A 13257-nucleotide genomic window follows, 5' to 3' on the forward strand; every position below is an offset into this window, starting at 1 on the left:
GGAATATCATTGGCCTGGGGAAATCACTGGCCGGCGACCCGGGCGGGGCCGCCCATGCGGATCGGAAACTCGTAGATCGAGGTGGAAAGCGCCGGCACGGTCAGCGGCCCGCGCAAGGACGGGGCCGGCGCCTCGATGATGGTCACCTGCGGGGCGGCACCCACCTTGTTCTGCGCGTCCAGATCCGGCCCGCACAGCCGCCAGACGCGGCCGGCACCATCGGCCTGCGCCCCCTGGACCGCCAGCGACAGCGGTTGCGACTGGAAAGTGGCGTTGACCACGGCGACCCGCAGCGAGCGCCGGTCGGGGCTGAGGCCGGCGACGATGTCCAGCGGATGGGTCGGGCTGCCCGACTTCACCTGGGGGTGATCGTAGCCCACCGCGAACTTCGGGTCCGGGGGTGGCGCGTCGCCCGTCACCGCCACGGGTATGACACCGGCACCGAACCGCTCCCCATAGAGTTTGAAGACCTGGCCCGTCGCGTTCAGGGTGGCTCCCGCCGGCGTCACGTCCAGGGTGGAGATGCCGAAGGTGAAGGCGCTCATGCGGATGAAGTCCGAATGGCGCAGCATCTCCTGCATCACCATGGAATAGGCCAGCGCCAGCTTCAGGGTGGGTTTGTTGCCGGCCCCGATGTAGGCGTACTCATCAATGGACAGGAAAATGGGCTTCTGCGTCATCGCCGGGAAGCGCCGCTGGTAGATGGCCCATTCCTCCGCCTTCATGCGCACCTGGTTGGCGGGGGCGCGGGCGAATTCCATCAGCTCGTCCGCCGGCGGGGCGTCGGGGCGCTTCTCCACCGTGTCATACCAATGCTCGCTCAGGCCGTCGAAGTCGCCCCAGGCCTTGGCCAGCAACCCGCCGGTCCAGTCATTCTCGGTCCCGAACTTGGCCTGGATGCTCTCCAGGCTGGCGTTCTCCTTGGCGTCGCGCGGATGCATCTGGTCCGGCATGGCGCCGGAGCCGATCAGGGTGATGGTGGGGTCCACGGCCCGCATCGCGGCGGCGAACTCGCGGTGCTTGATCATGAAATAGTCCAGCGAGGTGCGGCCGATCTGCCACCAGCCGTAAGGCTCGTTCCCGATGTTCCAGTAGCGCACGCCATAGGGCTCGGAATGGCCATTGGCGGCGCGCTTGGCACCCCATTCGCTGGTCGCCGGGCCGTTCAGGTATTCCACCTCCTCCGCCGCCGAATGGGCGTCGCCCAGGCCGGCGTTGACCGTCACATAGGGGTCCACCCCCAGCAGGCGGGTCAGCGCCATGTACTCGTCCATGCCAAGGTCATTGGGCTGCATGGCGCTCCAGGCGTAATCGTAGACGGGAGGCCGCCGGTCGCGCGGGCCCAGGGCCTGATGCCAATCCCAGTTCGACAGGAAGTTCCCGCCCGGCAGGCGCCAGAAGCCGGAGTGCAGCGACTTCAGCACGGCGATGGTGTCCGCCCGCCAGCCGTCCACATTGTCCGCCGGCATGAGGGTGACGGTGCCCACGCGGAAGAAGCCGGCGCCGGCGCCTGTCACCTCGAACCGCGCGTCCGCCGTGTCGGCCCCTGGCTTGAACGCGAAATCCAGGCTCTGCCATTCCGCCGTCAGCGGCGGCAGGGTGACCGCCTGGCGGTCGCCCGCGCCCGGCCCCCAGACCAGCGCCACCGTCAGCACCGTGCCCGGGGTTCCGTTGGCGACGATATGTCCGACATATTCACGCCCCTGCGCCACGCCCAGCCCGCCCTGGCCGAAGCCATGCGGCGCGGCCGCGTCCACCGCCACGCGAACGCTCTGCGCACCGACATAGGGCTGGGCCCGGTCCATGGTCACCGCCGCCTCATCGCCGATGGGGCGCCATTTGCGATTGACCAGGGCCGGCTTGCCCTCCACCGACAAGGGCTGCGGCGGGTCCTTTCCCTCGGCGACGACGGGGAAGTAGAACTTGCGGTCATCCAGCAGTTCCGCCCACAGCGCACGGTTCATGAGGCCGCCGATGGGTTCGATGAACATGCCATAGGCGTAGGGCGTGACGGCGGCGCTGGCGCGCGTGGCGTCGATCCGCGCGACGACGGGCCGCGCGATGACGGGGCGCGTTGTCACGGGTTCCGCCGCCGCGTGCGCGGCACTACCCAGCAATATTGTCGAAAGCGCGAGAACCGCCCCCAGGCGGCTGTGCGTGGCTGCCATTGTTCCCTCCCAGGTGGGCCCTTCCCTGACGGGTTGCCCGGTTTTTGCCCCCCGTCCGTGACGGCGGGAGGTGTGCATGTCGCGCAATGTGAGCGCTAACATGATTTAATTGTCTGAGTATTTGATTTGGAGTCAAGATGTGTCAGGGTGGCGCCACAAAAAACGGGCAGCCACAAAAACGGGAGGAACGGGTGGCGTCGGGCGATTGGCGGAGCGAGGACGGCCGGAGGGGCCGGGCGGCCCGGCGGCGGAGGCGGATGCGCACCTTGGCGGCCGGCCTGCTGGCCCTGAGCCTATCGTCCGGGCTGGGGCTGGGCCAGCCCGTGCCGACACCGGTGTCCATCACCGTGGACCTGGCCCATCCGGTGGGCCCCGCCCATCCCCTCTACGCCTGGTTCGGCTATGACGAGGCCAACTACACCACCATGCGGGATGGCCGGGCCCTGCTGACCGAACTGCACGACCTGGCGCCGGTGCCGGTGCACGTCCGCACCCATCATCTGCTGAGTTCCGGTGACGGCGTTGCGGCCCTGAAATGGAGTTCGACCAACGTCTATTCCGAGGATGCGGCCGGCAACCCCGTCTACGACTTCCACATCCTGGACGGGATTTTCGATGCCTACCGCGATGCCGGCGTGGTGCCCATGGTGGAACTGGGCTTCACCCCCAAGGCCCTGGCCAGCGGCACAGGAACCTATGAGGACGTCTACCCCGACGCCGCCATCGGCGGTACCGTGCACAGCCCGCCCAAGGATTACGCCAAGTGGCGGGCGCTGATCTGCACCGTGGTGGCCCACCTGGCGGACCGCTATGGCCGACAGACCGTGGCCGGCTGGTATTTCGAGGTGTGGAACGAGCCGGACATCCCCTACTGGCACGGCACGCCCACCCAATATTTCCAGCTGTACGACACCACCGTCGCGGCGGTGCGGTCCGTGCTGCCCCAGGCCAAGGTGGGTGGCCCCGCAACCACCGGGCCCGGCGGGGCTAGCGGCGCCCAGTTCCTGAAGGACTTCCTGGACCACGTCGCCGCCACGCGGGCGCCGTTGGACTTCATCTCCTTCCACGCCAAGGGACAGCCCACCATCCAGGACGGGCAGGTCACCATGGGCCTGGCGCAGGAACTGACGGACGTGGACAAGGGCTTCGCCCTGATCGCCAGCCACCCGGAATTCCGACCCCTGCCCATCATCCTGTCGGAGGCCGACCCCGAGGGCTGCGCCGCCTGCTCCATGACCGTCAACCCCGCCAACGCTTATCGCAACGGCGCCCTTTATCCCGCCTATACCGCCGCCGCCTACAAGCGCCTGTTCGAGCTGGCCGACCGGCACGGCGTCAACCTGCTCGCCATGCTGAGCTGGTCGTTCGAGTTCGAGGGCCGGGCCTATTTCGAAGGCTTTCGCGACCTGTCGACCAATGGCGTCGACAAGCCCATCCTGAATTTCTTCCGGATGGCGGCGATGCTGCGCGGCACCCGCGTCGCCACCACCGGCCCCCATTCCCGCTCGGCGGCCGATATCATCGCCCACGGCGTGCGCGACGCGCCGGACATCGATGCCCTGGCCACCGCCGACGCACGCGGCGCCGCCGTGATGGTGTGGAACTATCATGACGAAGCGAAGCCGGCCGGCGGCACGACCGTGGCGCTAACCCTCACCGGCCTGCCCAAGGCGGCGTCGCGGGTGCGGTTCAGCCACTACCGCATCGATGACCGCCACTCCAACGCCTACACCGCCTGGCAGGCCATGGGGTCACCGCAGGACCCAACCCCGGCGCAACTGGCGGAGCTGAAGGGGCAGGCCGGGCTACAACTGATGGAATCGCCTCGTTGGCTGGCGCCCTCGGGCGGCACTGCCACCCTCATCCTGGATATGCCGCGCCAGTCGGTCTCGCTACTGGCGCTGGATTGGTAACGACGGCCCCGGCCGACCTTGAAAGCACTTGAGAAAAGAACAAGGAATGGGAAGGAAAAGAATGCGTTATCGCCCCCTCACACGCGCGCTCCTGCTCGGCGCCGCCTTCTTCGCCGCCAGCACCCAGGTGCGCGCGGACCAGCCCGCCTCCCCCGCCGTCGGCGAGGCGTGGCAAAAGGCGCAAAGCCTGGTCGCCCGCATGACCCTGGATGAGAAGCTGGGCCAGTTGGTCAACGTGGCGCCCGCCATCCCCCGGCTGGACATCCCCGCCTACAACTGGTGGACGGAATCGCTGCACGGTGCCATCGGCGCCGTCCCCACCACCAACTTCCCCGAGCCCATCGGCCTGGCCGCCACCTTCGACGCGCCCCTGGTGCACGACGTGGCGGGGACCGTCAGCGTGGAGGTGCGCGCCCTGCACACCCTGGGCCGCGCCACCGGCCACCTGGGTCGCATCGGCACCGGGCTGGACACCTGGTCGCCCAACATCAACATCTACCGCGACCCGCGCTGGGGCCGCGGCCAGGAAACCTATGGCGAGGATCCCTATCTGACGGCGCGCCTGGCGGTGGCCTTTGTCGGCGGCATGCAAGGGCCCAACCCCGACCTGCCGGACGTGGTGGCCACACCCAAGCATTTCGCCGTGCACAGCGGCCCGGAATCGACCCGCCATGCCGCCAACGTCTACGTCTCGCCGCACGACCTGGAGGACACCTACCTGCCCGCCTTCCGCGCCGCCATCGTGGAGGCGCGCGCCGGATCCATCATGTGCGCCTACAACCGCATCGACGGGCAGCCGGCCTGCGCCAGCGACCTTCTGCTGAAGGACCATCTGCGCGGCGCCTGGCACTTCACCGGCTATGTCGTGTCGGACTGCGACGCGGTGAAGGACATCGCCGACAATCATAAATACGCGCCCGACCAGGCCGCCGCGGTGGCCGCCGCCCTGAAGGCCGGGGTGGACAACGAGTGCAACGTCGCCACGCTGTTCGGCGGGGGCGGCGGGCTGGCGGCGCGTTACAAGGAGGCGTACACGCGCGGCCTGATCGGTGCGGCGGACATCGACCTGGCGCTGGTGCGCCTGTTCTCCGCCCGCTACCGCAACGGCGACCTGCCCGGCCTGGATCGTCCCAAGCAGGACGTGCCCGTCCAGGCCATCGGCACGGCGGAGCATCAGCAGCTGGCGCGCAAGGTGGCCGGTGAAAGCATGGTGCTGCTGAAGAACGACGGCGTGCTGCCCCTGAAACCCGGCGTCAAGGTGGCGGTGATCGGCCCGCATGGCGATTCCACCCGCGTGCTGCGCGGCAACTATTCCTCGGCCCTGTCGGCCCCGCCCGTGTCGGTGCTGGACGGCCTGCGCCAGGTGATGCCCGGCGCCCGCATCACCCACGTCCCCTTCAACGAGACCGTCATGGACGGTGACCCGGTGCCCACGTCCGCCTTGGTGACGCCCGACGGCAAACCAGGCGTGCGGGCGCAATATTTCAACGCCAACGGTCCGGTGAAGGCCCCGGCGCCGGACGCGCCCTTCGGCTCCATGCCGCCGCTGGAGGTGACGTCCAAGCCCGTGCTGACACGGGTGGAGGCTGGTGTGGGCGGCAGCGGCCATGACCAGAAGACGGTGGCGGAGAATTACCGTGTGGTCTGGACGGGCTTCCTGGTACCCCCTGAATCCGGCACCTATCGCCTGGGCATGACCGGATTCTCCGGCGGGGAGTTCGAGTTCGATGGCCGCCGCGTGGACCTGGGCACGCCGCTGTGGGGTGACCTGCCCAAGCTGGAAACCGTGACCCTGGAAAAGGGCAAGCGCTATCCCATCCGTGTCGCCACCGACGTGCACAGCATGGGCGGGGTGGAATTCCTGTGGAAGCGGGTAGCGCCGGCCGCCGCCGCTGACGGTGACCTCGCCACGGCCGTGGCCGACGCCGACGTTATCGTCGCCGCCGTGGGCCTGAGCGCCGACCTTGAGGGCGAGGAGATGAAGCGCCAGATCGAGGGCTTCGCCGGCGGCGACAAGACCTCCCTCGACCTGCCCTCGGAACAGCGCCGCCTGTTGCAGGCGGCCAAGGCCACGGGCAAGCCGGTGGTGGTGGTCCTGCTGAACGGCAGCCCGCTGGATCTGTCCTGGGCCAGGGACAACGCCGCCGCCATCGTGGAGGCCTGGTACCCCGGCCAGGCGGGGGGCCTGGCCGTCGCCGACGTGCTGTCGGGCAAGACCAACCCGGCCGGCCGCCTGCCGCTGACCTTCTACCGCAGCGTGGCCGATCTGCCGCCCTTCGACGATTACGCCATGACGGGCCGCACCTATCGCTACTTCACCGGCCAGGCCGTCTACCCCTTCGGCTACGGCCTGTCCTACACCCGCTTCGACTACGGCCCCGTGACCGTGGAGCCGACGCACGGCGGCGCCGAGAACGGCGTGCGCGTGACGGCCACGGTGACCAACACCGGCGATCGCGCAGGCGACGAGGTGGCGCAGCTGTACCTCAAGCCGCCGGCGTTCGAGGGAGCGCCCCGCCTGGCATTGCGCGGTTTCCAGCGCCTTTCCCTGGCGCCGGGTGAAAGCCGCACGGTATCGTTCGAGCTGTCGCCCCGCGACCTCAGCTTCGTCACCCGCGACGGCGACCGCCAGGTCATGGCCGGCACCTACCAGGTCAGCGTCGGTTCCGGCCAGCCGGACAGCGGCGTGGCCGTGAAGCAGGCGCAGTTCGCCACCACGGCGGCGCTGTCCATCGAGCGGTAAGCCGAAGTCCGCGCGCGGCCCAGTCTACGCCTTGCCAGTCTACGCCTTGAAAGACTGCTACGCCTTGAAAGACTGGGCCGTGTCGCGCAGCGCCTCGGTGATCAGCAGGCGCATGGCGTCGCGCGCCGCCTCGGCATCGCGGGCGGCGACGGCGTTCAGGACGTAGCGGTGCAGGGGGATGGGGTCGCGCAGCACCACCCCCTCGCGCAGCTTGTGGATGGTGCTCCACCGCACCGCCGCCCCGATGCTGACCGCCAGCGAGCCGATGAGCGGATTGCTGCTGGCCTCCAGCAGGGTGTCGTGGAAGTCGGCATCGGCGGCCTGCCCCTCCTCCGCCGCCAGGGTGTGGCGATCCATTATGTCCAGCGCCGCCGTCATTCGGGCCAGCTGTTCCTCGGTGCGCCGCTCCGCCGCCAGGGCGGCGATGCCCGGTTCCACGATCATGCGCAGCTCGAACAGGCTGTAGATGAAGTCCTTGCTGGGCTCAGCCGCGAAATGCCAGGCCAGGACGTCGGGATCCAGCAGGTTCCAGCGCGACCGGGCGCAGACCTGGGTGCCGCTTTTGGGCCGGCTCTCCACCAGCCCCTTGGCCGCCAGGATGCGCAACGCCTCGCGATAGGCGGAGCGGGAGACCTTCAGCCGCTCGGCGTTGACGATCTCATTCTCCAGGACATCGCCCGGCTGGTAGCGGCCGGTGACGATGTCGGTGCCCAGCTTTCGGGCCAGGGAGCCGTGCAGCCGACCCATCGGGGAACCCCGGCCCAGACGGGTCAGCCCGGCGATCAATTCATCCATACGACAATCCGCCGGCGCTGACGTCCACAGGGCGGCCCCACGATAGGCCACCGCCAGCACCGTTGTAACATTCGCGGCGGCAACGGCACCAGCCATCGCCGGCACCGCATCCGTCGACGGCCCATCTTGGGCAGGGTCTCTTACCGCGGATCGTAGCCCGGCTTCTTATAAAGGGTCGTGGGCTTGTCCACGATGTCGGGCTTGTAGACCGTATCCACCCAGTCGGCGGGATCGACGTCTTCGATGCTGATGGAAACCGATGCCTCGCTGCTGCCCATGTGGGTCATGAGGGTCCGGGTCAGTTCCTCGGCCAGCTTGGCTTTCTGCGCTTCGCTGCGGCCGGCGTACATCTTCACGATGATGTGGGGCATGGATCAGGCGGCTCCGTACAGGGTCGAGGTCCATCAGTTGGCCGGCCCGCATGGGGGCCGCTGAAACAGGCGGGTGACAGGCGGGCCACATTAGCAGAGGCCGGGCGCGTTCAGGGGCCGCGATCACGCGTGGTCTTATGAGATGGCCTCAGGCCCGCGGCGGCGCTTCGGGCGACCAGCGCGTTTCCCTTACTGGTTGTTGCACCTGCGAAAAACGCCGGAGTCCCCATGCCGCGCCGCCGTTGTGGGCCAAGGTCATTGGTTGAGACCGCTCTCATCGGCCCGTCGCCACCGGAAATGTTGGTACAAATGACACACTCACCCTCTCAAAATCGCAATGTTCAGATTTTTGTCGCCCCTACCCGCACCCTGTGGTAGCGTTACCATTGCATAGGGTTGAGGGCTTTCCACGACAGTGGCGGCTTAGAATTACTCTAGCGAACGGGAGGATGAACGCTGGCCGGCAAATCATGCCGCTTGGCCGCCAGCCATAAGCTACACACGGGATTTTGCATATAAATATGATAGCGCTAACAGCAGCTGTTGGCGCTTCCGTTTTTCTGCGCCCCGTGCCCGGTATCACAAACAAAATCAGTGCCTTCAAAACTAGGGAGGGAAAATATGGTGAGTATCCAAAGAAAAAAGGGAGCGCCCAAGTCACCGACGGCGAATTTCCGCACGGCCGTTCTGGCCGGTGTTTCGCTGATGACCATCGCGGGCCTGGCAATGCCGGCATTCGCGCAAACGACTCAGCCCAGCCCAGGCACAGGAACAGGCAAGGGCGGCGCCAATTCCGACACGATGGAAGATATCATCGTCACCGGCATCATCGGGTCTCTGCAACGTAACCTTGATATCAAGCGCGAGGCGGATGGCATCGTCGACGCCATTTCGGCCGAGGACATCGGTAAGTTCCCCGATTCCAACGTCGCGGCCTCGATGCAGCGCATTCCCGGCGTGTCCATCAGCCGCGGCACCAGCAGCATGGGCGGCGTGCCCACCTCCACCGGTGACGCCACCGCCATCACCGTTCGCGGCTTCGGCCCCAGCTTCAATGAAACGTTGTTCGACGGCCGCGTGTCCGCCTCGGCCGCCAGTTCCGGCCGCGGTTTCGACTTCAGCTCCGTCAGCTCCGATTTCGTCGGACAGATCGACGTCCTGAAGTCGCCGGATGCGTCCCTGTCGGCCGGCGCCATCGGCGCCACCGTCAACATCAAGTTCCCCAAGCCGCTGGAGCATTCGGGTTTCCGGGCAACGGGTTCCGTCTCGGGCTCCTACGCCTCTGACGCGGATGGCGCTTCACCCAACGGCGCTTTCCTGGTCAGCGACACCTTCGCCCACGACACCTTCGGCATCCTGCTGGCCGCCGGCTTCAACGAGACCCAGACCCTGGGCAACCACGTGAACAGCCAGGGCTGGATCGGTACCACCAGCGACAAGTTCGGCAGCCTGGCGTCCGGCACGCCGTCCGGCGTACCGGCCTGGTTCATCCAGGACTACGGCCTGTACCAGGAACACAGCGACACCATCCGCAAGTCCGGTCGACTGGCGCTGCAGTGGCAGCCGTCCGACCAGCTTGAAATCACGCTGAACGACGACTTCCAGCGTGAGGACGCCCACCAGAACCAGTACGGCTACAGCATCTGGTTCAACTCGGGCGCCCTGCAGAACGTGAAGCTGAACAGCAACGGGTCGGTGACCGACTTCGTTCAGCCCAACACGCCGACCGATTTCCAGGCCCAGTACAACAGCCAGGTCCTGCAGAACAACCTGTACGGCCTGAACGTCAAGTGGACGCCAACCAACAACTGGAAGATCACGGTCGACGCCGCCCGGTCGGAATCCTGGCAGAACCCGGGCGATCAGCTGACCAGCCTGGACGCCGACGTGGGTTACGGCTCCTGCGCCAGCGGCACCTGCATCAACACCAACAATGTGGGCATCACCGGCGTCGCGGCTGGCGCTCTGCCCTACCCCACCGTCTACGGGCCGAACGGCGACGCGTCGCACTTCACCAACGGCTTCATCGGGTCGCACGTCTTCCCGATGAGCTCGACCCGCAACTACAACGTGATCGACCAGGGCAAGGCCGAGGCTGAATGGAAGAGTGGCGACACCACCATCCGCTTCGGCATGCAGTACATCGATAACAAGGAAGACCTGAGCAGCTACGACACCTTCACCAACAGCGATTGGCAGGCGTACAGCGGCTACGGTCCGGCGTCGGGCTCGCCCACGGGCGTGGCGCTGCCGCAGGACTGGTTCACCAAGACCTTCAGCACGTCCAACTTCATCCCGGGCTTCGCCAACAACGGCAACCTGCCGCCGCAGATCCTGATGGCCAACCCGGGCCAGATCCTGAACTACCTGCAGTCGCTGGGCAATCCGCAGACGAAGAACATTCCTGGCTTCAACTACGGCTGCTGCACCCCGCCCTTCGACGGCACCTACCGCCTGATCCTGTCCCCGGGTTCCAAGCGCGACATCGAGGAAGAAACCTTCGCCCCCTATGTCGCGGCGACGTTCAAGACCCAGGTGGCGGATATGCCGCTGAAGGTCAACGTGGGCGCCCGCGAGGAAATCACCCACGTGACCTCCTCCGGCCTGGGCCAGACGCCGACCGCCTTCACCGTGACGCCGGGCGACAAGACCGCGTTCACCGTGGCCTACGGTCCCGTCACCACCGTCTCGGGCACCAACAACTACCAGTTCCTGCTGCCCAACCTGGATCTGACCTTGGGCGTCACGGACGACCTGCAGGTGCGCTTCAACGCGTCGCGCACCCTGACCCGTCCGCCGCTCAACAACATGACCCCGGTCTACAGCATCAGCACCCAGCGCGTCGGCACGGTGTCGGCGTCGGGCGGCAACCCGCAACTGATGCCCTACCTGTCCGACAACGTGGACATCGGCGCCGAGTACTACTATCAGCGCAACTCCTACGTCGCGATCGACGGCTTCATGAAGAGCGTCACGAACTTCGTGGTCGGCGGCACGTCGCAGAAGAGCTTCGCCGGCGTTCTCGACCCGACCACGGGCAAGGACGTCCAGTACGCCTACAGCACCTACCTGAACGGACCGTCGGCCCAGGTCTATGGTCTGGAAATGTCCATCCAGCACGTGTTCGATGACACCGGCTTCGGCTTCCAGGCCAACGCCACCGTCGTCGGCACCGACAAGCCCTATGATCCGAACAACCTGTCGGTCAGCGGCTTCGCGGTCACGGGTCTGGCCAACTCCGCCAACTTCGTCGGCTTCTACGACAAGTACGGGTTCCAGGCGCGTGTCGCCGTCAACTGGCGCGATGAGTACCTGGACCACTTCGGCCAGGCGCAGGGCGGTTCCATCTACGGGTCCGAGCCGACCTTCGTCGATGCGGCCTGGGAAGTGGACTTCAGCACCAGCTACGACATCAACGAGTATGTGAGCGTCTACTTTGAAGCCTTGAACCTGACCAACGAGACCTACTCGACCCATGGCCGGTACAAGGAGCAGCTGCTGGACGCCGTCGCCTACGGGCAGCGGTACACTGTCGGCGCGCACTTCAAGTACTAAGGTTTGTTTGTGAGCGTACCTTCCTCCTAAACTCCTGGGGGGCCGCCGTGGCACGTGGCGGCCCCTTTTTTCCCTCTGAAGGAGCGGGAGAAAGGCCTTACACTGGACCGATACCGGATGCCGCACGTCCCCGCCAGGGAGGGGGGCCGCCATCCCCGAAAACCAGGATGCCTTCATGGATCGTCCCATCCAGCATATCGTCATCGTCGGCGGCGGTACCGCCGGCTGGCTGACCGCGGGCGTCATCGCCGCCCGGCACAAGGCGCGCATGGCCTCGGGCTTCAAGGTCACCTTGGTGGAATCCCCTAACGTCGCCATCATCGGCGTGGGCGAGGGCACCTGGCCCACCATGCGCACCACGCTGGAAAAGATGGGCGTGTCGGAGACGGAGTTCTTCCGCCACTGCGACACCGCCTTTAAACAGGGCGGCAAGTTCGTGGGCTGGACCACCGGCGCCCCGGATGACGCCTATTACCACCCGCTGATGCTGCCGCACGGCTGGTCCCAGGTGAACCTGGTGCCTCATTGGCTGCAGGATGGGCGCGGCCGCACCTTCTCCGCCGCCGTCTGCCCACAGGAGGCCATCTGCGAGGAAGGCCTGGCGCCCAAGACCATCGCCACGCCCGAATACCGGGGCCTGGCCAACTACGCTTATCATCTGGACGCCGGCAAGTTCGCCAGCTTCATGCAGAAGCACTGCACGGAAAAGCTGGGTGTCCACCATGTCCTGGCCGATGTCACCGAGGTGAAGCAGGATGAAAGCGGCGACATCACCGGCCTGGTGACCGAGCAGGCGGGTGAGATCACGGGCGACATGTTCGTGGACTGCACCGGTTTCCGCGCCCTGCTCATCGAAAAAACCTTGGGCGTGGGCTTCAAGGACTGCCGCGACGTGCTGTTCTGCGACACGGCGCTGGCCATCCAGGTTCCGCACGAGAGCGACGACGCCCCCATGGCGTCGCAGACCATCGCCACCGCACAGTCGTCCGGCTGGATCTGGGACATCGCCCTGCCCACCCGGCGCGGCCTGGGCTACGTCTATTCCAGCGACCATATCGATGAGGAGGCGGCGCGGGCCGAGCTGGCGCGCTACGCCGGCACCCAGGCCGAGGCGCGCAAAATCCCCATCCGCTCCGGCCATCGCGAGATGTTCTGGAAAAACAACTGCGTGGCCGTGGGCTTGGCGGCGGGTTTCCTGGAACCTCTGGAAGCTTCCGCCATCATGCTGATCGAGCTGTCGGCCAAGATCATCGCCGACCAGCTGCCGGCCCGCCGCAGCGTCATGGATGTGGTCGCCCGCCGCTTCAACGAGGTGACGCACTACCGCTGGGGCCGCATTATTGATTTCCTGAAGCTGCACTATGTCCTGACGCAGCGGACGGACACGGCGTTCTGGCGGGACAACGTCGATCCCGCCTCGACACCGGAACGGCTGCAGGATCTGTTGCGCCTGTGGAAATATCGCGCGCCCTGGTTCCTGGATGAGTTCGACCGGCTGGAGGAGGTGTTCCCCGCCGCCAGCTACCAGTACGTGCTGTACGGCATGGGCTTCCGCACCGAGGTGGACCCCGTCGAAAACAGTGCCGACGCCCTTCTGGCAAGCCGCATCATGGAGGAGAATGCGGCCATGGCCCAGAAGATGAGAGCGAACCTGCCCAAGAACCGCGACCTGGTGCGCAAGATCCGCGACCACGGCATGCAATCGATCTGAG

7 protein-coding genes are annotated in these 13257 nt (G+C 66.6%); 4 read left to right on the forward strand and 3 right to left on the reverse strand.

The features are described from left to right. Positions 1 to 23: 23 nt before the first annotated feature. On the reverse strand, positions 24 to 2081 hold the full coding sequence (locus tag FBZ87_RS18230; protein WP_246134473.1) for an alpha-L-arabinofuranosidase C-terminal domain-containing protein: 2058 nt from the start codon (positions 2079 to 2081) through the stop codon (positions 24 to 26). Positions 2082 to 2425: 344 nt separating this feature from the next. Here FBZ87_RS18230 and FBZ87_RS18235 point away from each other — a divergent pair, with 344 nt between their 5' ends. Further along, positions 2426 to 4081, forward strand: coding sequence for a GH39 family glycosyl hydrolase (locus tag FBZ87_RS18235; RefSeq protein WP_145611962.1), 1656 nt, complete (start codon positions 2426 to 2428; stop codon positions 4079 to 4081). A gap of 61 nt (positions 4082 to 4142) precedes the next feature. Then, positions 4143 to 6824, forward strand: coding sequence for a glycoside hydrolase family 3 C-terminal domain-containing protein (locus tag FBZ87_RS18240; protein ID WP_246134474.1), 2682 nt, complete (start codon positions 4143 to 4145; stop codon positions 6822 to 6824). A 57-nt stretch (positions 6825 to 6881) separates the two neighbouring features. Here the strand turns inward: FBZ87_RS18240 and FBZ87_RS18245 are convergent, their stop codons facing one another. Then, a complete protein-coding gene (locus tag FBZ87_RS18245) occupies positions 6882 to 7715 on the reverse strand; it encodes a FadR/GntR family transcriptional regulator (protein ID WP_246134475.1) in 834 nt (277 codons plus the stop codon). 44 nt (positions 7716 to 7759) lie between these two features. Beyond that, the gene (locus FBZ87_RS18250) at positions 7760 to 7990 is read right to left on the reverse strand and encodes a tautomerase family protein (protein ID WP_145611966.1); all 231 of its coding nucleotides are present in this window, start codon (positions 7988 to 7990) and stop codon (positions 7760 to 7762) included. Between the two features lie 705 nt (positions 7991 to 8695). On the opposite strand from FBZ87_RS18250, the gene FBZ87_RS18260 reads away from it, so the two are divergent. Further along, positions 8696 to 11545 carry a TonB-dependent receptor gene (locus tag FBZ87_RS18260; RefSeq protein WP_211106991.1) on the forward strand — a complete coding sequence of 950 codons (2850 nt, stop codon included), beginning with the start codon at positions 8696 to 8698 and terminating at the stop codon, positions 11543 to 11545. Between the two features lie 175 nt (positions 11546 to 11720). Then, on the forward strand, positions 11721 to 13256 hold the full coding sequence (locus tag FBZ87_RS18265) for a tryptophan halogenase family protein (RefSeq protein ID WP_145611970.1): 1536 nt from the start codon (positions 11721 to 11723) through the stop codon (positions 13254 to 13256). Position 13257: the final 1 nt, after the last annotated feature.

Origin of the sequence: Nitrospirillum amazonense (assembly GCF_007828035.1) — a bacterium.
GTDB lineage: Bacteria > Pseudomonadota > Alphaproteobacteria > Azospirillales > Azospirillaceae > Nitrospirillum > Nitrospirillum amazonense.

Coding starts and splice junctions, on each gene's coding strand:
- FBZ87_RS18235 (WP_145611962.1), top strand. CDS start 2,426: ATGCGCACCTTGGCGGCCGGCCTGCTGGCCCTGAGCCTATCGTCCGGG.
- FBZ87_RS18240 (WP_246134474.1), top strand. CDS start 4,143: ATGCGTTATCGCCCCCTCACACGCGCGCTCCTGCTCGGCGCCGCCTTC.
- FBZ87_RS18265 (WP_145611970.1), top strand. CDS start 11,721: ATGGATCGTCCCATCCAGCATATCGTCATCGTCGGCGGCGGTACCGCC.
- FBZ87_RS18260 (WP_211106991.1), top strand. CDS start 8,696: ATGACCATCGCGGGCCTGGCAATGCCGGCATTCGCGCAAACGACTCAG.
- FBZ87_RS18250 (WP_145611966.1), bottom strand. CDS start 7,990: ATGCCCCACATCATCGTGAAGATGTACGCCGGCCGCAGCGAAGCGCAG.
- FBZ87_RS18245 (WP_246134475.1), bottom strand. CDS start 7,715: ATGGCTGGTGCCGTTGCCGCCGCGAATGTTACAACGGTGCTGGCGGTG.